The organism is Streptomyces sp. NPDC043996, from assembly GCF_056435225.1.
Genome location: NZ_JBWKEY010000003.1, coordinates 744,143 through 765,281 on the forward strand (window position 1 = coordinate 744,143; position 21,139 = coordinate 765,281).

Annotated in this window: 14 protein-coding genes; 11 read left to right on the plus strand and 3 right to left on the minus strand. The window is 74.5% G+C overall.

All coding sequences use genetic code 11. The features are described 5' to 3' along the window. Window positions 1-38 precede the first annotated feature (38 nt). Window positions 39-2,153, minus strand: coding sequence for a bifunctional glycosyltransferase/CDP-glycerol:glycerophosphate glycerophosphotransferase (locus tag AC07A4_RS10720; protein ID WP_478595788.1), 2,115 nt, complete (start codon window positions 2,151-2,153; stop codon window positions 39-41). 153 nt (window positions 2,154-2,306) lie between these two features. On the opposite strand from AC07A4_RS10720, the gene AC07A4_RS10725 reads away from it, so the two are divergent. Both AC07A4_RS10725 and AC07A4_RS10730 read left to right on the plus strand, forming a co-directional pair. Then, window positions 2,307-5,795, plus strand: coding sequence for a bifunctional glycosyltransferase/CDP-glycerol:glycerophosphate glycerophosphotransferase (locus AC07A4_RS10725; protein ID WP_478595790.1), 3,489 nt, complete (start codon window positions 2,307-2,309; stop codon window positions 5,793-5,795). Further along, complete coding sequence (locus tag AC07A4_RS10730; protein WP_478595793.1) at window positions 5,792-7,306, plus strand: hypothetical protein; 1,515 nt, start codon at window positions 5,792-5,794, stop codon at window positions 7,304-7,306. The genes AC07A4_RS10725 and AC07A4_RS10730 overlap by 4 nt, the downstream gene beginning before the upstream one ends. A 41-nt stretch (window positions 7,307-7,347) precedes the next feature. On the opposite strand, the gene AC07A4_RS10735 is transcribed toward AC07A4_RS10730, so the two are convergent. Further along, window positions 7,348-8,883, minus strand: coding sequence for a glycosyltransferase family 39 protein (locus AC07A4_RS10735; protein WP_478595796.1), 1,536 nt, complete (start codon window positions 8,881-8,883; stop codon window positions 7,348-7,350). Between the two features lie 134 nt (window positions 8,884-9,017). On the opposite strand from AC07A4_RS10735, the gene AC07A4_RS10740 reads away from it, so the two are divergent. The 5 genes from AC07A4_RS10740 to AC07A4_RS10760 all read left to right on the plus strand — a co-directional run bounded on the left by AC07A4_RS10740 (window position 9,018) and on the right by AC07A4_RS10760 (window position 14,333). Continuing rightward, window positions 9,018-10,682, plus strand: coding sequence for a glycosyltransferase family 2 protein (locus AC07A4_RS10740; RefSeq protein WP_478595799.1), 1,665 nt, complete (start codon window positions 9,018-9,020; stop codon window positions 10,680-10,682). Window positions 10,683-10,767: 85 nt separating this feature from the next. Then, entirely contained in the window at window positions 10,768-11,748 is a 981-nt protein-coding gene (gene galE, locus AC07A4_RS10745; protein ID WP_478595801.1) for a UDP-glucose 4-epimerase GalE, read from the plus strand. A gap of 117 nt (window positions 11,749-11,865) precedes the next feature. Beyond that, window positions 11,866-12,747, plus strand: coding sequence for an NAD(P)-dependent oxidoreductase (locus tag AC07A4_RS10750; protein WP_478595803.1), 882 nt, complete (start codon window positions 11,866-11,868; stop codon window positions 12,745-12,747). A gap of 273 nt (window positions 12,748-13,020) precedes the next feature. Then, window positions 13,021-13,563, plus strand: a complete 543-nt coding sequence (locus AC07A4_RS10755; RefSeq protein WP_478595806.1) for a GntR family transcriptional regulator — start codon at window positions 13,021-13,023, stop codon at window positions 13,561-13,563. Continuing rightward, window positions 13,560-14,333, plus strand: coding sequence for a GntR family transcriptional regulator (locus AC07A4_RS10760; protein WP_478595954.1), 774 nt, complete (start codon window positions 13,560-13,562; stop codon window positions 14,331-14,333). Before AC07A4_RS10755 ends, AC07A4_RS10760 begins: the two co-directional genes overlap by 4 nt. Before the next feature lie 305 nt (window positions 14,334-14,638). On the opposite strand, the gene AC07A4_RS10765 is transcribed toward AC07A4_RS10760, so the two are convergent. Continuing rightward, window positions 14,639-15,259: a TetR/AcrR family transcriptional regulator gene (locus AC07A4_RS10765; RefSeq protein WP_478595808.1), complete on the minus strand. Its 621-nt coding sequence runs from the start codon at window positions 15,257-15,259 to the stop codon at window positions 14,639-14,641. Window positions 15,260-15,420: 161 nt separating this feature from the next. Here AC07A4_RS10765 and AC07A4_RS10770 point away from each other — a divergent pair, with 161 nt between their 5' ends. The 4 genes from AC07A4_RS10770 to AC07A4_RS10785 all read left to right on the plus strand — a co-directional run bounded on the left by AC07A4_RS10770 (window position 15,421) and on the right by AC07A4_RS10785 (window position 21,136). Next, window positions 15,421-16,332: an ABC transporter permease gene (locus AC07A4_RS10770; protein WP_478595811.1), complete on the plus strand. Its 912-nt coding sequence runs from the start codon at window positions 15,421-15,423 to the stop codon at window positions 16,330-16,332. Beyond that, window positions 16,319-17,101 (plus strand): ABC transporter ATP-binding protein, encoded by a 783-nt coding sequence (locus tag AC07A4_RS10775; RefSeq protein WP_478595814.1) that lies wholly within the window; start codon window positions 16,319-16,321, stop codon window positions 17,099-17,101. The genes AC07A4_RS10770 and AC07A4_RS10775 overlap by 14 nt, the downstream gene beginning before the upstream one ends. Before the next feature lie 161 nt (window positions 17,102-17,262). Continuing rightward, window positions 17,263-19,473, plus strand: a complete 2,211-nt coding sequence (locus AC07A4_RS10780; protein WP_478595957.1) for a CDP-glycerol glycerophosphotransferase family protein — start codon at window positions 17,263-17,265, stop codon at window positions 19,471-19,473. After that, window positions 19,463-21,136: a glycosyltransferase gene (locus tag AC07A4_RS10785; protein WP_478595817.1), complete on the plus strand. Its 1,674-nt coding sequence runs from the start codon at window positions 19,463-19,465 to the stop codon at window positions 21,134-21,136. Before AC07A4_RS10780 ends, AC07A4_RS10785 begins: the two co-directional genes overlap by 11 nt. Window positions 21,137-21,139 lie beyond the last annotated feature (3 nt).

Consider the following 21,139-nt stretch of genomic DNA (forward strand, 5'->3'; position numbering starts at 1 on the left):
CGGGTTAGTGGGGGCTTGTCGCGCAGTTCCCCGCGCCCCTAAAGGGGCGCGCTTCGGGCACCGTCCAAGAACAGCCTCCTCACCACTCGTTCCGCCGCTCCCCCATCGTCGTACGGGCAAAAGCGCGCCCGGAAGGCCTTGCGCAGCCGGGTCGTGTCCGGGGTGTCCCAGGCTCCGTCGCGGAACAGGGCGATGAGGGCGTCCTCCGTGGTGGCCACCGCGCCGGGGGTTTCGCCCTCGTGGCCCGACAGGAGGTCGAAGTACGCGCCTCGGGCCAGGCGGTAGGCCTGCCAGTCGGGGGCGTAGGTGACGATCGGGCGGTCCAGGCAGGCGTAGTCGAACATCAGCGAGGAGTAGTCCGTCACCAGCGCGTCGGCGGCCAGGCAGAGGTCCTCCACGCGCGGGTGGCCGGTCACGTCGACGAGGCCGGGGTGTGCGGCGAGGCCCGCGTCGGCGCCGTAGAAGTAGTGGGCGCGGACGAGGATGACGTACGCGGGTCCGAGCGCGGCGGCCAGGCGCTCCAGGTCGAGGCGGGGCAGGAAGCCCTTCTGGTAGTCGCGGTGCGTGGGGGCGTACAGGAGGACCTTTCTGCCGTCGTCGACGCCGAGTTCCTCGCGGACGCGGCGCACGTCGTCGTCCGTGGCCGTGAAGTACACGTCGTTGCGCGGGTAGCCGAGCTCCAGGGCGCGGTAGGACGCGGACGGGTAGACGCGCTCCCAGGTCTCGGTGGAGTGCGGGTTGGCGGAGAGGCTGAAGTCCCACTGGTCGACGTGGTCCATGAGGCGCTGGAAGCTCAGGTTGTGCGTGCTGGCCGGGTAGCGGCGCTGGTCCATGCCCATCTTCTTCAGGGGCGTGCCGTGGTGGGTCTGGAGGTAGACCTGGCCGGGGCGCTTGGTGAAGCCGCCGGGGAAGCTGGAGTTGTTGATCAGGTACGTGGCGCGGGCCATGGCCCGCCAGTAGCCGAGCGAGCCCGCGAGGACGTGGTCGACGCCGGGCGGGACCCGGTGCCGGTGGTGGTACGAGACGACGAAGACGCCCCTGATGTGCGGGGCGAGTTCGCGGGCCTTGGCGTGGATGGCGGCCGGGTTGCAGGCGACGCCGCGGTTCCAGTACGCCCCGTAGACGGCGAGTTCCGGGTCGAGGCGCGCGGTGCGGAGCTCGGCGCGGTAGGCGGTGCGCTTGACGCGGGCGGCGAGCTGCTTCTTGCGGCGGGCCAGCTGGGCGCGCAGGGCGGCGCCCCGGCTCGCGGACCGCTGAAGGCGCTCGTAGGCGCGGTGGGCGCCGTCGGCGAGGGCGCGCTCCTCGGCGGAGGCGGCCTGGTGGCCCGGCGGGCGGTGGGCGCCCAGGAGCTCCGCCGCGCGGCGGAAGAACTCCGGCCGGTCGCGCGGGGCGACGCGCCCGGGGTCGCCGACGACGGCCAGCAGATGGCGTACGGCGTGCGGGTAGAGCCGGGTGACGGCGTCCGGGCGGTCGTAGGCGCCGGTGAACAGCTCCGCGTAGCGCTCGATCACGGCGAGGTGCCGCGCGCCGGGGGCGTTGGCGAAGCCGCCGACGCGCCGCTCCCGCCAGCGCACGCACACCCGGTCGAGGGCGGCGACGCGGTCCCCGGCCTGGAGGGTCGCCCGGTGCGCGGGCACCACGTCCTCATAGGGGCCCGCCGCGAACGCGAGGCGCTGGGCGGTCCAGAACTCCCGGCGCACGACGCGGTTCCAGGCGGCGGGCGTCACGGCGAGCGGGTCGCCGGCCAGGTCGTCGCGTCCGGCGCGGACGTCGCCCCACCAGTTGACCCGGTCGTGCCCGAACAGCAGGACGTCCGGGTCGCCCGCCCCGGTGAGCGCGGCGTCGACGGCGCCGAGCGCGCCGGGGAGCAGCAGGTCGTCGCCGTCGAGGAAGAGCAGGTAGGCGCCGGTGGCGCGGGCGGCACCGTCGTCGCGGGCAGGCCCTGGGCCCCGGCTCTCGGGCAGGCGGACGAGGCGGGCGCGCGGGTCGCGGCGCGCGTACGCGGCGGCGATGTCCGCGCAGCCGTCGGGGGACGCGTCGTCGACGACGATCAGTTCGAGGTCGTCGAAGGTCTGGTCGAGCACCGAGTCAAGGCACTCCCTGAGATAGCCCTGGACGCGATGGGCAGGCACGACTACGGAGAAGCGCGGCATGGGCGCCGACGGTAGCCAATGCGTGCGGACCGCCGAAGAACCCTCACTCGTAGGGGTGATTGAGGCCAAGAAGGCCGACATGGCCGGGCAAACGGAATGAATACGCCCGTAATAGGCGTATTGCCCCCGTGTGTCCAGGAAAGGCCGGTCGTCGTGCAGCCCCGACTCAGCGTCGTCGTGCCCATCTACAACGTCGAGGACTTCCTTGAGGAGTGTCTGGAGTCGATCGCCCGGCAGACGCTTGGCGCACCGGGCGACGGCGACGGCGGTGAGCTCGAAGTCGTCCTCGTCGACGACGGCTCCACCGACGCCAGCCCGGCCATCGCCCGCGCCTTCACCGCCCGCGACCCGCGCTTCCTCTATGTGCGCCAGCCCAACGCCGGTCTGAGCGCCGCCCGCAACACCGGCGTGCGGCACGCGAATCCGGCCGCGGCCTATCTGACCTTCGTGGACAGCGACGACGTCGTGCCGCCCGGCGCGTACGCCCGGATGGTGGCGAGCCTGGACGCCAGCGGCTCCGACTTCGCCACCGGCAACGTCTGGCGGCTCACCGAGCGCGGCCGCTCGCAGGCCTGGCAGTACCAGTGGCTCACCGCGCCGCGCACCCGCACCCACATCAGCCGCGACCTGGCCCTGCTCGCCGACCGCGTCGCCTGGAACAAGGTGTTCCGCAGGGACTTCTGGGACCGCCACGGCTTCACCTTCCCCGAGGGCAGGCTCTACGAGGACACGCCGGTGATGATCCCCGCGCACTTCCTCGCCGCGTCCGTGGACGTGCTGAGCGAGCACGTCTACTACTGGCGGGTGCGCGAGGGCTCCATCACGCGGCGGCGCACCGACGTCAAGGGCGTGCGCGACCGCGTCGCGGCCTGCGCGCACGTCAGCGCCTTCCTCGCCGAGCACGCGCCCCGCCTCAAGGCCACGTACGACACCTCCTGCCTGCGCGATGACTTCGTGTACTTCCTGGAGGGCCTGCCGATGGGCGGGCCCGAGTACCGGGACGCGTTCCTCACCGGCACGGCCGCGTTCCTGCGCGCCGCCGACCCTGAGGCGGCGCACCGGCTCCCGGTGGACCTGCGCGTGAAGTGGGAGCTGGTGCGCGCGGGCCGCGCCGACGAGCTGATCGCGCTGCTCGCCTCCGAACGGCGCGGCGGCAAGGGCGCGTTCACCGTGCGCGGCGTCCGCGAGCGGCACGCCGTCTTCCCCGGCGTCGCCTCGGTGCCGGGCGCGCTGACCCGGCTCGGCAAGGACGAACTGCCCGTCGTGGCCCGCCTGCGCGAAGCGTCCTGGGACGCGGACGGCAGGCTGCGGGTGCGCGGGTACGCGTACGTGCGCAACCTGGAGGCGGCCCGCCCCCGGCACAGCGTGAAGGCCGGGCTCCTCAAGTCCGCCCACAGCAGGGGCCGGTTCAGGCGCGTGCCGACGAGGACCGTGGCCGCGCCCGAGGCCACCGAGGCATCCCGGCAGCGGCTGCACTGCTACGACCTGTCCGGCTTCGAGATGACGATCGACCCCCGGCGGCTGCGCACCGGCGGCCGCTGGCGGCCCGGCAACTGGCTGCTCGGCGTCATCGTCGCGGGCCACGGCACGGTGCGGCGCGCGGCCGTGCGCGCCCAGGAAGGCGCGAGCGCCCAGAGCCTGGTCAGGGACCTCGACGACGGCACGCGCCTGGTGCTCGGCTTCAGCAAGGGGCGCCTGGTCCTGCGCGTCCAGGAGCACGCGGCACGCGTCGACGCCCACCGGCTGGATGACGGCGCCGTCGTCCTCAGCGGCAAGCTCACCGGGCCCGCACGCCCCACCGCGCTGCGCCTGACTCACCCGGGCTGCGGCACGTCCTTCGACTACCCGGTGGCCGTCACGGGCGACCGCTTCGACGTCCGCGTCCGCCTCGCCGACCTGGAGGACGTGGAGCCCGCCCCGCACCACGCGCCCGCCCAGGTCGAACCCCCGCACGGCGACCGCTGGGCGGCCCACCTGGTCCTGCCCGACGGCACCCTGACCGCGCCCGCCGCCGCGCTCGCGCTGCCGCCGGGCCGCTACGCCTCGCGCCCCGGCCGCGAGCTGTGCGCCACCGCGAACGACCAGGGCCGCCTCGTCGTGGAGCTGACCCGGCAGCCCATCGCCGACCGCGTCCGCTGGACCGGCGATGACACCCTCACCATCGAGGGCACGGCCACGCCCGGCAGCTGGCCCACCGCGGAACTGGTCCTGCGGCACAGCGGCCGCGACGACGAGGTGACGGCGCCCGTCGAGCGCGTCCCCGGGGAGAGCGGCGCGCGCTTCCGCGCGGTCCTCGCGCCGGGCGGCGGCGCGCTGCGGCAGGGCCGGTGGTACGCCTTCCTGCGCGAGGCGGGACACGGCGGCCCGGGCGTGCCGGTGCGGGTGCTCGCCTCGGTGGGGGCGGCCCTTCCGGAGCACCGCACCGTCCAGGGGCGGGACTTCACCCTCGACCGGCGCTTCGGCGACCGGCTCCTGATCGAGGCCGGTTCGGTGCTCGCGCCCGCCGAGCGCGGCGCCTACCGGCGCCACCGGCTGCGCACCGAGCACTACCGGCGCGAGCGCGCCAAGTCCCTGCGCGACGCCGTCCTGTACGTCGGCTCCTTCGACGGGGACTCGCCGCGCGCCGTCCACGACGAGCTCGTGCGGCGCGCCGCGGACGTGGAGCACCTGTGGGTGACGCACGACCAGCAGACGCGGGTGCCGCCGGGCGCGCGCGGCGTGGAGGAGCACAGCGCCGCCTGGTACGAGGCGCTCGCCCGCTGCCGCAGGATCGTCACCGCGGGCCATCTGCCGGACTTCTTCGAGCGGCGCCCGGGCCAGACCGTCGTACAGACCTGGCACGGCACCCCGCTCAAGCGCATCGGCACCGACCTGACGGACACCCTGTACGCCGACCACGGCCACCTCGACGCGCTGCCCCGCCTGTCGTCCCAGTGGGACGTCCTGGTCTCCCCCAACCGCTTCTCCACCCCGCACCTGGGCCGCGCCCTCGCCTTCGACGGCGAGGTCCTGGAGGCCGGTTCGCCGCGCAACGACGTGCTGTTCGCCGCCGACCGCGACAAGGTCGCCGAGCGCGTGCGCGGCGACCTCGGCCTGACCCCCGACCAGCGGGTCGTGCTGTACGCGCCGACGTACCGCGACCACCTCGCCGCGGCCCCCGGCCGCTTCCGCTACGAGCACGCGCTCGACTTCCGCGCCGTCGAGCGGGCCCTCGGCGGCGACCACGTGCTCCTCGTCCGCAAGCACCCGCTCACCTCGGGCCGCCTCCCTGGCGCCCGCGCCCCCTTCGTCCGCGACGTCACCTCGCACCCCCGCGCCGCCGAACTCCTCCTTGTGGCCGACGTCCTGGTCACCGACTACTCGTCCCTGATGTTCGACTTCGCGCACACCGGCCGGCCGATGCTGTTCCACGCCTACGACCTGGAGCACTACCGCGACACCGTGCGCGGCTTCTACCTCGACTTCGAACGCAGGGCGCCGGGACCGCTCCTGTCCTCCACCGACGACGTCGTGGCGGCGCTGCGGGACCTGGAGGGCGTCTCCTCGCGGCACGAGGCGGCGTACGCGGCGTTCCGCGAGGACTACTGCGACCTCGACGACGGCCGGGCGGCGGCCCGCGTCGCGGAGAGGCTCATGCGGTGACCGCGCTCCTGACCCGGCGCGCCGCGAACGGCGCGACGGCCTCGGGCGCGGGCTTCCGGTGGCGGCCGACGCCCTACCAGGCGTGCGGCGGCCTGTTCTGGCTCGTGCTGACGCTCGCGTACTGGCGCGTCCCGATGTGCTGCGACTTCGGGCAGCACGCGGCGGTCGTCGAGCGCCTCACGGCCGATCTGCGCCACCCCGCGCACCCGATGGCGGACCTGCCGGGCGAAGGCAGCGCCTACTACTCGCCGTACGCCGTCGCCCAGGCCCTGTTCGCCAAGGCGACGGGCCTCACCGGCTGGGAGGTCGTCAAGCTCAGCGGCCCGCTGAACCTCCTGGTGCTCCTGAGCGGCGTCGGCCGCTTCGTGCGCGTCCTCACGCCCCGGCCGTGGGCACCGGTCCTCGCGCTGCTCGCGCTTGTGCTGCTGTGGGGCACGCGGATGGCGTGGTGGAGCGGCTATCTGGGCCTGATGTCGATGACGGGGAACCTCGGCTATCCCTCCACGTTCGCGATCGGATGCGCGTTCTGGGCGTGGGCGTGGGCGGGCGCGGGCCCGAGGCCGCCGTGGGGGTACGCGGGCCTCGGGCTGCTGTGCGGGGCGGTCCTGCTGATCCATCCGATCTCCTCGGTGGCGGCGGTGATCGGAGTGGTCGCCTTCGCCGCCGCCCAGCGGCCGCCGCGGCCCGCGCCGTGGGCACTCACCGGCCTCGCCGCGCTCGCGGTGGCCGTCACCTGGCCGTACTTCAACCCCCTCGCCCTGGTCGGGGACCACAGCGTCGACGGCATCCACCGGCAGCTGTACACCGAGCTGCCGCAGCGCTTCTGGCTGGCGGCGCTCGGCCTTCCGGCCCTGTTCCTGCGCTGGCGCCGGGACCACCGCGACCCCCTGGTCCTGATGTTCGTCCTGGACTGCGCGGTCGTCGGCTACGGCTGGTTCAGCGGCCACTACACGTACGGCCGCATCCTGGGCCTGACCCTGGTGCCGCTCCAGTTCGCGCTTGCCGTCGAGCTGGCCGCGCCGCGTCCCTGGGGGACGCGGCGGGCCGCGCTCGCCGGGGCCGCCGCGCTCGGCGCCGCCGTCGGCTTCTTCCAGGTCCAGGCGGGCGCGGTGGTGCCGCGCGCCCTCGACCCGGTCGGCTTCGACCAGCCGCCGCGCTGGCCGGGGTACGGGTGGGCGGCGGCCCGGGTGCGCCCGGGCGACGTGGTCCTCACCGACGGCTACCGGCCCACGCGCTCCCTGCCCGCGTTCGGCGCCAACCTCGTCGCGCCCGCCTGGCCGGACACCTCGCTCGCCGAGGAGGTGCGGCAGCGGCGGCTCGGCGCGGTGCGGTCCTATCTCGCGCCGGACTCCACCCGCGCCGAGCGCGCCGCCGTCGTCCGCCGCTACCACGTGCGCTGGCTGCTGCTCGACCCCGCGCAGCGGGTGCCGCCGGAGGCGGTGGTGGTGGCGTGGGGGCCGCGCACGGGCGAGGTGCTGGCGCGCGTGGGGGGCGGTCAGGGGCGTACGTAGATCCTTACCTGCGTACGTAGCGCCTCACTTGCGTACGGACCTTACTTGCGCACGTAGAGCCGCAGCGTGCCGCCCGCCGCGCGGTGTTCGGCCCGCCGGGTGAACTCCGCGCGCAGCACGCGCAGCTTGAGGGCCTCGGCGCCGCCCCGGTCCCGTGCCGCCCGCCCCAGCGGGCCCGTCTCGGACAGGACCCAGACGCGGTCCACTCCCGCGAGGCCGCGCCCGATCCTCGCGGGCCCCCACTCGCGGCCGTAGAGGGTGCCGGAGGCGGGTCCCGGCTCGCGCAGCGCCACGTCCCGTACGCCACGGAAGGCGTCGGGGTAGGCGAGCGGGACGCGGCGGGCGATCAGCGGCAGATACAGGACCGTGTCGCCGGGCCGCAGTTCACGGGCGGCGACGGCGGCGAGCGCCGCGTGGTCCTCGCCGCGCCCGGCGGCACGGTCGCTACGGTGCAGCGGCAGCTGCCACCAGAAGGCGCAGCCCACGGCGAGGGCCCCGGCGAGGGCGACCCGGCCGCGCGCTCCCCACGGCCCGGCCCCCCGGGCGACCGCCCGCTTCCCGAGCGCCCGCACCACCCGGTCCGCGCCCGCCGCGACCAGCAACGGCCCGCCCGCCAGGGCGAACAGGACGTACCGCGCGTGGTACAGCGGCCACCCCTGGGACACGGCGAGCAGCGCGGCGGGCGGCACCACGAGCAGCGGCAGCGCGACGGCCTGGAGCGGGAGGGGGCCGCGGGGCCGGGCGTCGCGGCCGCGCCAGGGTCCGCGCAGGGCCAGGGCCGCGAGGGCGAGCTCGACGGCGACGACCGCGAGGGTCGGCCCGGTGAACGCGCGCAGCAGCCGCACCGCCGCCGCGCCGTCCGGCGGCCGCAGCCAGTCGACCTGGGCCGCCTGCCGGTGCGAGACGAGGGCCAGCGGCAGCAGGGCGAGCGCGGTCAGGGCCGCCGCGCCCGTCCAGGCGCGCCACACGCGGGGCGCGGCGCGGGCGAGGAGCAGGGTCACGGCGTGCGCGGCGAGCAGCAGGGCGGCGAGTTCGTGCAGGAGCGCGGTGGCCGCGGTCGCGGCGGCGTACGCGCACCAGGGCCCGGGGCGCGCGGGGCGCTCGGCGGCCCGGACGAGCAGCAGCGTGGCCAGGGCGGCCCCGGCGGCGACGAGCGCGTACGACCTGCCCTGCTGCGCGTACTGCCCGGCCAGCGGCGTCACCGCGTACAGGAGCCCCGCCCACAGGCCGACGCGCGGCCGTGCGAGGCGCGCCCCGAGCGCCGCGACGAGCCCGGCGGTGGCCGCGGCGGCGAGCACGGACGGCAGCCGTACGGCGGTCTCGCCCGCGCCGGCCGGGAGCAGGGCGTGCATGAGCAGGTAGTACAGGCCGTGCACGGCGTCCACGGTGCGCAGCAGCCGCCAGATCTCGGGCAGGGAGCGGTCCGCCACCTGGAGCGTGACGCCCTCGTCGCGCCAGACGGTGCCGCGCTCGAGGCCCCAGAGGCCGACGGCGAGCATGACGAGGGCCGGGAGGAGCGGGAGGAGCGGGCGGAACGGGTGGAACGGGTGGAACGGGAGGGCAGCGGCTGTGGGCATCCCTGCGATGCCCCTCTTGACCTGCATAAATGAAATATTTGCTCGGCTTTGCCCGACATTAACGCCAGATGAGGCAGACGACCCGCCAAAGACCCTTAGTCAGATAATTTCCGGCAACCCATAACATTTCCCTTGTGGACCGGAATTCGCCTGAACCCGAGGAGCAGCCGCATCCGTCGGCGCCCGCCGTCACCGTCGTCGTGATCGGCTACAACGACGCCCCGCACGTCGCGGACGCGGTGTGCTCCGCGCTCGCCCAGGGCCCCGCCGTAGGGGAGGTGATCGCCGTCGACGACTGTTCGACGGACGACAGCCTCGCGGTCCTGCACGGCCTTGCCGAGGCCGAGCCGCGCCTCAAGGTCCTGCGCCGCGCGGCCAACAGCGGCGGCTGCGGCGCCCCGCGCAACGACGGGATCGACGCCGCGCGGGGCGACTACGTGATGTTCCTCGACAGCGACGACGTGCTGCCCCCGGGCGCGGTCGACGCCCTGCTCGCCGCCGCCGCGCGGCACGGCGCCGAGGTCACCTCCGGCCTGTGCGTGCGCCGCGAGCTGCCGTCCGGGCGCGAGACGCCCTGGCAGCCCGAGCTGTACCGCAAGCCCGCGCTCGTCGCGCGGCCCGAGCTGCGCCCGCGCCTGGTCCACGACACGCTGTGCGTCAACAAGCTGTACCGCACGGCCTTCCTGCGCGCGCACGGCGTCCGCTTCCCCGAAGGGCACTTCCTCTACGAGGACTTCGTGTTCGGGGCGCGGGTGCTCGCCGCCGCGCCGCGCATCGCGCTCGTCCCCGACCCCGTCTACGTGTGGCACGTACGGCGCTCCGCCGCCAAGCTGTCGATCTCCCTCGACCGCTCCACCATCGCCAACTGGAAGGCCCGCGTCGGCGCCCACCGCCAGGCCGTGGACATCCTGCGCGAGGCCGGGGACAGCGGCGGCAAGGCGCTCGCGCGGGCCGCCCGCGCCAAGTTCCTCGACCACTCGCTGCGCATGTACGTGCGCGAGCTGCCCGCGCGCGGAGCGGAGTACCAGCGCGAGTGGTGGGCGCTCACGCGGGCGTACCTCGCCGAGTTCGACGCGGCCGACCTGGAGGCCGCGCCCGCCCCCGGGCGCGTCATCGCCCGCGTCCTGCTCGCCTCGCCCCGCCCCCGCGACCTGGCCCGGCTCCAGCAGGTCGCCGCGCGCCCGGCCCGCCTCGCCCCGCCGTACGCGCGCGCGGGCGACGGCGCCCCCGTCTGGTCCGAGGACCTGCCCGGCATCGGCCTCGACCACCTGCTCGTCCGGCCGCTGCGGCTGCTTCCGCTGGCCGTCGACGCCGAGCTGCGCCCCCGCGCGGGCACGCTGCGGCTGCGCCTGCACGAGCTGTACGGGCGGGTGGCCGAGGCCGGTCCCGCCGTGGTCGACGTGGAGCTCGTGCCCCGGGACGGCGGCCGCCCCGGGGCGCGCCGCACGGCGGCCTTCGCGGTGGAGACGCCGGGCGAGACCTGGGCGGCGGAGGTCCGGCTCGACCTCGGCGCCCTCAAGGGCGACGGCGCGGAGGTGTTCGACCTGCGCCTCCGGCTGCTCTTCGACGACGGCACGGCCCGCGAGACGACCGCCCGCGCGGTGTCCGGGCCCGGCCTGCTGCGGCGGGCGGTGGTGCCGGGCGGTCGGCGCGGGGTGCTGCTCGTCCAGCCGTACGCGACGCAGGCGGGAAACCTCGCGGTGCGGCTCGCGCCGGGCGTCCGGGGCGTGGTCCGGGTCGCGCGGCGGCGGCTCGCGCGCCTCACCCGGCGCCCGCACCCCACGGAACGCGCCCGCTGAGCCGGGCGGGTGACGGCCCCCGCCCCACCGCCCGCCCCGCCTCTGCGAGACTGCACCGAACGACACACGACAGGACGAGCTGACCATGACCTGGCTGATCACCGGCGGCGCCGGATACATCGGCGCGCATGTCGTGCGCGCCATGACCGAGGCGGGCGAGCGGACGGTCGTGTACGACGATCTGTCCACCGGCATCGCCGACCGCGTGCCCGCGGGCGTCCCCCTGGTGACGGGCTCCACGCTGGACGCGGACCTGCTCGCGCGCGTCCTCAAGGACCACGCGGTCACCGGCGTCGTCCACCTCGCGGCGAAGAAGCAGGTCGGCGAGTCCGTGGAGCAGCCCCTGCGCTACTACCGGGAGAACGTGGAGGGCCTGCGGGTCCTCCTGGAGACCATGACGGACGCGGGCGTCCCGGCCTTCGTCCTGTCCTCGTCCGCCGCCGTGTACGGCATGCCGGAGGTGGAGCTCGTCACGGAGGACACCCCCTGCCTGCCGATGAGCCCGTACGGCGAGACGAAGCTCGCGGGCGAGTGGCTGACCCGCGCGACGGGCCGCGCCACGGGCCTGCGCACGGCCTGCCTGCGCTACTTCAACGTGGCGGGCGCGGCCTCCCCCGACCTGGCCGACACCGGCGTCTTCAACATCGTCCCGATGGTCTTCGAGAAGCTCACCGAGGGCGCGGCGCCGCGCGTCTTCGGCGCGGACTACCCCACGCCGGACGGCACCTGCGTGCGCGACTACATCCACGTCGCCGACCTCGCCGAGGCCCATGTCGCCGCCGCCCGCCGCCTGGCCGACGTGCCCCCGGGCACCGACCTCACCCTGAACATCGGCCGCGGCGAGGGCGTTTCGGTCCGCGAGATGGTCGACCTGATCGCCGACGTGACCGGGTACGCGACCCCCGCCGAGGTCACCGACCGGCGCGCGGGCGACCCGGCCCGCGTGGTGGCCGCCGCCGACCGCATCACCGCCGAGCTCGGCTGGTCCGCCCGGCGGGACGTGCGCGAGATGGTGGAGTCGGCGTGGGCGGGCTGGCTGCGGCTGCACACCCCCACCGAAAGGTAAGCACTCACTAATTAGTGGGTACTTGAGGATCACGGCGGCTGAATCCAGGCTGGGACGAGCGTTCTCTTCACGCACCCCACCCCACCCCACCCCGCCCCTCCCCGCATCGGAGCCGCCATGCCCACGCCCGCCCGTACCCCCGTGACGATCGTCGGCCTCGGCTCCATGGGCGCGGCGCTCGCGTCGGCGTACCTCGCGGCCGGACACCCCACCACCGTCTGGAACCGCAGCCCCGAGAAGGCCGCGCCCCTCGTGGAGCGGGGCGCGCGGCACGCGCCCGGCATCCGCGAGGCGATCGCCGCGAGCCCCCTGACGATCGCCTGCCTGACGACGTACGACGCGACCCTCGCCGCCCTGGACCCGGCCGCCGCCGCACTCGCCGGGCGCGCCCTGGTCACCCTCAACTCCGGCAACCCGACCGGCGCCCGCGCCATGGCCGACTGGGCGCTCGGGCACGGCGCCCGCTTCCTCGACGGCGCGATCAAGAACGTGCCGACGGCCGTGGGCGCGCCCGACACGCTCCTGTACTACGGCGGCGACCGCTCCGTGTTCGACGAGCACGAGGCGACGCTGCGCGTCATGGGCGGCGACACCCAGTTCCTCGGCCCCGAGCCGGACCTCGCCGCGCTGTACGAGCAGGCCGTCGGCGGCACCCTGCTGCCCGCCCTGCTCGGCTTCTTCCAGGGCGCGGCCCTGGTCACGGCGCGCGGCCTGGACGCGAGCACGCTGGTGCCGCACACCAAGAAGTGGCTGGAGATGATCGCCTCCGTGCTGCCGCACTTCGCGGCGGAGATCGACCGGGGCGACTACTCCGCCCCCCTCTCCTCCATCGAGATCTTCCACGCGGGCATCCCGTACGACGAGGAGATCGGCACGGAGAACGGCCTCGACGTCCGCTGGCACGCCCCGATGCACGACCTGCTGCGCCGGGCGATGGCCGAGGGGCGCGGCGACCAGAGCGTCTCGGCCCTGGTGGAGCTGTTGCGCGACCCGGCGTAGCGGAACGGCATCCCCTGCCTGGCCCGGGCCACTCACACACTCCCGCCACTGTCGCCGCCGAACCCTTTGAAGGTCACCCACACGGTCTTGCCGACGGAGTGTTCAATGACGCCGAAGTCATCGGCGAGCGTGCTCACCAAGTAGAGCCCGCGGCCGGTGAGCGTGCGGGGATCGGGCCGCCGGACCTCGGGACGGCCGCCGTCGTGAGGGCAGTTGTTCGCTTACTGTGTAAAGCGGCAAGGTTGGGGACCGTCGACCATGCGGGAGGACGCCGTGAGCGTGAACGGGTGGGTCAGCACCTCGATGCCGTACCTGGTACCGCCAGAGCCGGGGCAGCCGGACGCGTGGGGCGCCGAGACAGCCGCTCAAGGGCGCCGGGGAACCCAACGCGTCGTCCACGCCGGCGAGGTGACCGCACCCGACCGGGTGACCGAGCTCCTCAACCTGGCGGCGGGCGAAAGCGTCGTCGTACGCCGACGCGTGATGTACCTGGACGGCGAACCCTGCGAATTGACGGACACGTACTACCCCGCGCCCATCGCGCGCGGCACCCGTCTCGCCGGAACCGCGAAGATTCCCGGTGGCGCGGTCAGGCTGCTGGCCGAGTTGGGGCACGTCGGCACCCGGGTCCGGGAGGATGTCACCGCGCGCATGCCGGACGCGGGGGCACGTGACACGCTGCGCCTCGACCCCGACCAGCCCGTGCTGCTCCTGCACCGCGTGACCTTGGACCGCGAGGATCGGCCGATCCAGGCCGACTTGATGACCATGCCCGCGCACCGGCAGCGACTGCGCTACGAGATCGAGATCGGCTGACCGTGACCGAACCGGAGAACACCGACCGCCGCTCCCTGCACGAGCGGATCGCCGCCGACCTGCGCGACGAGATCATGAGTGGCGACCTGGCCCCGGGCAAGAGCCTGCCCTCCACGGCACAGCTCAAGGTCCGCTTCGAGGCCTCCAACGCGACCGTGCAGAAGGCCCTGCAACTCCTCAAGGACGAACGGCTCGTCGTCGGCCGCGCCGGGGCCGCCGTCACCGTACGCGAGCACCGGCAACGAACCATGCGCCCCTCCGCGTTCATGGCTCCGGCCGGGGCGGGCGAGCCATACCGCTGGCTCACCGAGGCCGCCAAGCACGGGACCCGTGCGCACAGCAGGCTCCTTGAGGTGGCCGAGACGCGGCCTCCTGCCGATGTCGCGGCCGCCCTGCGTCTCCCCGACGACGGCACGGCACTGCTGCGCCGTCAGATCCTGATGATCGACAGTGAGCCCGTGGAACTCGTCAGGTCCTACTATCCGCTGGAGATCGCGCGCGGCACGGCGATCACAGAGCGCCGCAAGATCCGGGGCGGCACCCCGGCCCTCCTGGCCGAGCAGGGGTTCCCGCCGCGGCTCAGCGTGGACAGGGTCTCCGCCCGCGTCCCCACCCAGGAGCAGTTCCAGGCACTCCGGCTGCCGAGCGACCTCCCCGTGCTGCGGACCCTGCGCGTCGTCTACAGCGACCACGACCGCCCGATCGAAGCCACCGTCATGGTCAAGGCCGGGCATCTGTACGAGGTGCAGTACGCGTTCACGCCCGACTGACGGCCAGAGGCCCTTCTCCCCCGTCTCCTCCCGGCGGCGTGACCTCCTTGCTACCCCATCCGCCGGGCACCCCGAACCCTCCGCTGCCGATCGCGACGACCGGGCCCCGCGAGGAGACCGCGGCCACGCGGCTGCCGCCGCAACGTCGGCCGTCGCTTCAACGGGCACCGCGATCCTGCGCAGCGGCGCCACGGATCGGCTCCCGCGACTCGCCCGGGCCGGGAAGACCGACAGTTCGACGACCTCCTCGCCTTCATGGAGCTCGTCCTTTCCCTTCAGCCCGCCACCACGCGCCGCCCCCCAGGTCACAGCGCCCTGAGCCCCGCCCCCACCGCCCCCGTCAGCCGCTCCACGTACCCCTCGGGCAGCTCGCCCCGCACCACCACCGCCCGCCAGTACAGCGGCCCCGACATCAGGTCGAGCGCCAGCTCCCCGTCCAGGCCCTCGCGGAGTTCGCCGCGGGCCACGGCCTGGGCGACGATGCCGCTCGCGACGCCGTGCTGGCCCTCGCGGAGCGCCTGCTGCAGGGCCGCGTCGATGTCGGGGTTGCGGGCCGCCTCGGCCATGAGGTCGGGGATGACCTGGGCGGCGACGGGGTGGCGCAGGGCGCGCGACGTCACCTCGTACAGCAGGCGCAGATCGCCCTCCAGGGAGCCGGTGTCGGGCGTGGGCAGGCCCTGGACGGCGATGGCGGAGACCAGGTCGAGGACGAGGTGCAGCTTGGAGCGCCAGCGGCGGTAGACGGCGGTCTTGCCGACGCCCGCGCGGCGCGCGATGCCCTCGATCGACATGCGTGCGTACCCGACGGCCGCGAGCTCGGCGAAGACGGCGGCCCGGATGGCCTCGGTCACATCCTCACGGAGCACGGCGGCCCCGGCCGGCGCCCTGCGGCCCTGCTCACCCGGCTTCTTGTCGCGCGTCGTCATGGCACCAGCATAGAACGTGACGACGAAACGGTTGCGTCCCGACGTAGCGACGCCCTACTGTCGGCGTCACGACGATACGGACCCGTCCCGACGTAGATGCAGATCGAGACGGAGGGTCGCGTCGTCGGCCGTCCCCGCGCCCCCGAGCGAAAGCAGCGGACGTGACCCAGACCCTGGAGAAGCCCAAGAAGCCCTCCGCCCCGCCCCTGACCCCGGCCGAGCTCGCCGCCCGCCACGGCCTCACGGTCAGCGGCGCCCGCGTCCCGCTCGGCGCCTATGCGCGCCAGCTGTGGCGGCGGCGCCACTTCGTCACCGCCTTCGCCACCGCCAAGCTCACCGCCCAGTACAGCCAGGCGCGGCTCGGCCAGCTCTGGCAGGTGATGACGCCGCTGCTCAACGCGGCCGTCTATTACTTCGTCTTCGGCGTGCTCATGAACACCAAGCACGACGTGCCGGACTATGTGCCCTTCCTGGTCACCGGCGTCTTCGTGTTCACGTTCACGCAGCAGTCCGCCCTCGCGGGCACCCGCGCCGTCGCGGGCAACCTCGGCCTGGTGCGCGCCCTGCACTTCCCCCGGGCCGCGCTGCCGGTCTCATACTGCCTGCAGCAGCTCCAGCAGCTGCTGTTCTCCCTGTGCGCGCTGCTCGTGATCCTGCTGTGCTTCGGCGTGCCGCCCACCGCGTCCTGGCTCCTCGTCGTGCCCGCGCTCGCGCTCCAGTTCACCTTCAACGCCGGGCTCGCGCTCGCGCTCGCCCGGCTCGGCGCCAGGACCCCGGACGTCGCGCAGCTGATGCCGTTCGTGCTGCGGACGTGGATGTACGGCTCCGGGGTGATGTGGAGCATCGACAAGGTCCTCGCCGACCGCGACCTGCCGCGCGCGGTGACCGTGCTCCTGGAGGCCAACCCGGCCGCCGTCTACATCGACCTGATGCGCTTCGCCCTCATCGACAGCTTCCGCGCCGACCAGCTCCCGCCGCACGTGTGGGCCTGGGCGGCGGGCTGGGCGCTGCTCGCCGGAGCCGGCGGGTTCCTCTACTTCTGGAAGGCGGAGGAGACCTATGGGCGCGGCTGAGGCCGAGGGGCGCACTCCCACCGTGATCGCGGACGAGTTGCACATCGTCTACCGGGTCAATGGCGGGAAGACGGGCCGGGGCAGTGCGACGGCGGCGTTGAGCCGGATCATCCGGCGGGGTGAGTCTCCGGGTGTGCGCAAGGTGCACGCGGTGCGGGGGGTGTCGTTCACCGCGTACCGGGGTGAGGCGATCGGTCTGATCGGGTCGAACGGTTCGGGCAAGTCGACGCTGCTGCGGGCGATCGCGGGGCTGCTGCCCGCCGAGCGGGGGATGGTCTACACCGATGGCCAGCCGTCGCTGCTCGGGGTGAACGCGGCGCTGATGAACGATCTGACGGGTGAGCGGAACGTGATCCTGGGCGGTCTGGCGATGGGCATGAGCCGCGAGCAGATCCGGGAGCGCTACCAGGACATCGTGGACTTCTCGGGGATCAACGAGAAGGGCGACTTCATCACGCTGCCGATGCGCACGTACTCCTCGGGCATGGCGGCCCGGCTGCGGTTCTCCATCGCGGCGGCGAAGGACCACGACGTGCTGATGATCGACGAGGCGCTCGCGACGGGTGACCGCACGTTCCAGAAGCGCTCCGAGGCCCGCATCCGCGAGCTGCGCGAGGAGGCGGGCACGGTGTTCCTGGTGAGCCACAACAACAAGTCGATCCGTGACACCTGCGACCGGGTGCTGTGGCTGGAGCGCGGCGAGCTGCGGATGGACGGCCCGACCGAGGAGGTCATGAGGGAGTACGAGAAGTTCACGGGCGGCGGTTAGGGCCGGGCCGGATCGACTCCCCGCCCCCCGGCCCCGGCCCCGGGGACGCGGCAGCCCAAGCCAGGCCCCTTTGCCGCGCCAATGTCCGTATCCATACACTATGGGGGAATTGAGCGTCACCCCGCGGGTGCATGGGGCGTCGAGAGGAGTGCGCGGTGCGAGTGCGGCCACGACTGAGCGTCATCGTCCACGGTCCCGACGTCCAGGGCCGCTTGGGCGAGAGCCTCGACGCCGTCGCCGGGCAGGCCGGTGCGGACGTGGAGGTGGTGGTCGCCGCCGTCGGCGCCGCCGCCCGGTCGGCCGCCGCCCGGCACCCGGACCTGATCGTCGTGGAGCTGCCCGAGGGCACCCCGGACGGAGCGGCCCGCGCGGCGGGCGCGGCCCGGGCCACCGGCCACTGGCTCCAGTTCGCGCACGCCAAGGACAGCGTGCCGACGGGCGCGGCCCGCGCCCTCGCCGAGCGCGCGGCCGCGCTGCCGCAGACGGTGGACGTCCTGCTCGCCGACCACACCTGGTCGACCTGGCGGCACACGCGGGTGCCGGGCCCCGACGGCGGCCTCCTGGCCAGGACCGGCGGCCGCGAGGTCACCCTGGAGGAGGCCCCCCACCTCCTGAAGGTCACCCCGATCCTCGGCAACCGCGCCGTCCGCGCCGGATTCTGGCGGGCCCACCAGGACCAACTCGCCACGGACGACGAGCTGTTCGCCGCGTACGCCACCCTCCTGAGCGCCGACCGGATCGCCGTGCTCGACCACGTGGCCCTGGACCAGCGGCGGCCACGGCCCCAGAGCCTGCCGCCGGTCACTGCCGACGACCGCTTCGCGCTGCTCGACGCCTACGCGCGCCTCCTTCGCCTGGCCGAGGGGCGCGGCACGGGTACCGGGCCGCGCGCCGTCCTGTACGCGGCGATGGTCACGGCCGCCCTGCGCACCGTCGCCCGCGCCGGGCTGCCGGAGCCGGTGGCCCGGGAGTACTTCCACCGCGCGTCCCGGGCGGCCAGCAGCCTGCGGCCGCCCGGATACCAGCGGCCCGGCGGCCTCGAAGGCGTGCGCCGCCGTCTCCTGGAAGAGGACGCGTACGCGAAGTACCGCGCCTTCCAGACGGTGAACCAGCGGCGCCGCGCGCTGAAGTCGGCGGTGGCCAGCGGCAGGCGCGCGGCGGGCGGCAGGCTCCGCGAGGCCCAGTACCGCCAGGACCTGAAGCGGCCCCTCGACCCGCGCCTGGCGGTGTTCTCGGCGTACTGGGACCGGGGCGTGGCCTGCAACCCGGCGGCGATCGCCGCGAAGCTCGCGGAACTCGCCCCGCACATCCACCCCGTCTGGGTGGTGTCGCGGGACGCCGTGCCGCTGCTTCCGCCCGGCACCGACCACGTCGTGCCCGGCAGCCGCCGCTACTGGCGGACCCTCGCGACCGCCACGTACCTCGTGAACAACGCCAACTTCCCCAACTCCACCGTGAAGCGCGAGGGTTCCGTCCACCTCCAGACCCACCACGGCACGCCCCTCAAGCGCATGGGCCTGGACCAGCTCGACTACCCGGCCGCCGCCCAGGGCCTGAACTTCCACGACCTGCTCGCGCGCGTCGACCGCTGGGACTTCAGCGTCAGCTCCAACAGCCACTCCACCCGCATGTGGCGGCGCGCCTACCAGTCCCGGTACGCCGAACTCGAGTACGGCTACCCGCGCAACGACGTCTACTACACGGCGACGGCGGCCGACGTCCGCGCGGTCCGCGACCGCCTCGGCATCGCCCCCGGCCGCCGCGCCCTGCTCTACGCCCCCACCCACCGCGACTACGAGGCGACCTGGACCCCCCGCATCGACCTCGCCGCCCTCGCCAGCCGCCTCGGCGACGACACCGTCCTGCTCGTGCGCGGCCACTACTTCTACGGCGGCGCGGGCGCCTCCCTCGCGGCCCTGCGGCGCACCGGCCGGGTCCTCGACGTATCCGCGTACGACCCGGTCGAGGACCTGGCCCTGGCGGCCGACGCCCTGATCACGGACTACTCGTCCCTCATGTTCGACTACGCCAACCTGGACCGCCCGATCGTCGTCTACGCCGACGACTGGGAGACGTACGCGACCACGCGCGGCGTCTACTTCGACCTGCTCGCGGAGCCGCCGGGCGCGGTGGCGCGCACCCAAGAGGAGCTGGCCCAGATCCTCGGCACGGACGCCTGGCGCGACGAGCGGGCGAGCGCCGCGCGGGCGGCGTTCCGGCGGCGCTTCTGCGAGTTCGACGACGGCCGGGCGGCGGAGCGGGTGGTGCGCCGGGTGTTCCTCGGCGAGCCGGAGCACGCGCTGCCCCCGGTCACCCCGCTCGAAGAGCGGACCCCCGCCCCGGCCCCCGAGGAGGCGACGCGTGACTCCTGACGTGACGATCACGGTCATCGTCTACAACGACGCCGAGCGCCTGCCCCGCGCGGTGGCGTCCCTGTTCGCCCAGACCCACCACAACATCGAGATCGTCATCAGCGACGACCACTCCACGGACGACACCCCGCGCGTGGCCCGCGCCCTCGCGGCCCTCGACCCCCGCGTCACCCATCTGCGCCTGCCCGAGAACAGCGGCGGCTGCGGCGTGCCCCGCAACCGCGCGATCGACATCGCGCGCGCCCCGTACCTGATGTTCCTCGACAGTGACGACGAACTCCCCGAGCGGGCCGTGGAACTGCTGCTGGCCGCGCACGCGGAGCACGAGGCCGACTTCACGATGGGCGCGGTGGAACGGGTCCGCGTGGACACCGGCCGCACCTCCACCTGGATGCCGCACCTGGTGGCCGAGCGCCGCACGGTGGCGGGCATCGCCTCCGAACCGGCCCTGTTCTTCGAGCACTTGTCGACGAGCAAGATGTACCGCAAGTCGTTCCTCGACCGGAACGACCTGCGCTTCCCCGAAGGCATCCACTACGAGGACCAGCTGTTCTCCGCGCAGGCCTACTGCCTGGCGAAGGCGTTCACGGTGATCCCCGAACCCGTCTACCGCTGGTACATAGAGCCGTACGGCGCGCGATCCTCGGCGTCCATCTCCAACCAGCGGCACAAGCTGACCAACGTCCGCGACCGCGTGCACGTGCAGGGCCTGATCGACGACTTCCTGGTCAGCGGCGGCCACGCCGCGCTGCGCGAGGCCAAGGACTACAAGTTCCTCAAGCACGACTTCCGCATGTACGCCGGTGACCTGCCCTACCGCGATGACGAGTGGCTGGAAGGCTTCGCCGACCTCGTGAACCCCTACCTGGCGGGCCTGTCCCAGGGTGCCTACGAGCGCCTTCCGCGCGCTGAGCGCGTGGTCGTCCAGCTGGTGCGCGACCGCCGCCTGCCCGAGGCGCGCCTCGCCGCCCGGGGCCTCGGCCACGGCGTGGCACCCCGGGCGGTGACACCGGACCCGGACGGCCGCCTGTACTGGGGCACGCGCGTCCCCGAGTCCCCCGCCGCCCGCCGCGAGCTGGACGTCACGGACCTGGGCCTGGACACCCGGCCGTTCCCCAGCGCCCAGTTCCGCCACGAGATCACCCGCGTCGAGCGGGCGCCGGGGGCCGCGCTGCGCCTGCGCGTGCGCACCTACGACCCCGGTCTGCGCCTGCCCGTGGGCCCCCAGGTGGCGTCCCTGGTGGTCGCCCCGGCGGGCCGCCGCCTGACGACGCGCTTCCGTCTGGACCCGGTCCGCCCCGGCGTCTTCGACGGCGAGGTCCGGCTCGACCTGGCCGCGGCCGCCCTGCCGCTCCAGGGCTTCGCGGGCACCCGCCACCCCCTGGTCCAGCTCACCGAGGGCCGCCTTCGCCACACCGGACTGCTCCTGGCCCCGCTCGGCTTCCCGCCCCTGACGGCCCGCGTCCCCTACCGCCACGGCACGGCCCCGCACCAGGTCACCGCCGAACCCGAAGGGCGCGGGGCGGGCCGTCTGCAGCTGCGCTGGACCCCCGTCGGCCTGCCGTCCCGCGTGCTTCGCCCCCTCACCGAGCGGGCCCTGGCAAGGCGAACGGGCGCTCGCGTGCGCGAGGCGGCGAAGCTCCTGCGCGGCGCGCTGCGCTGACGT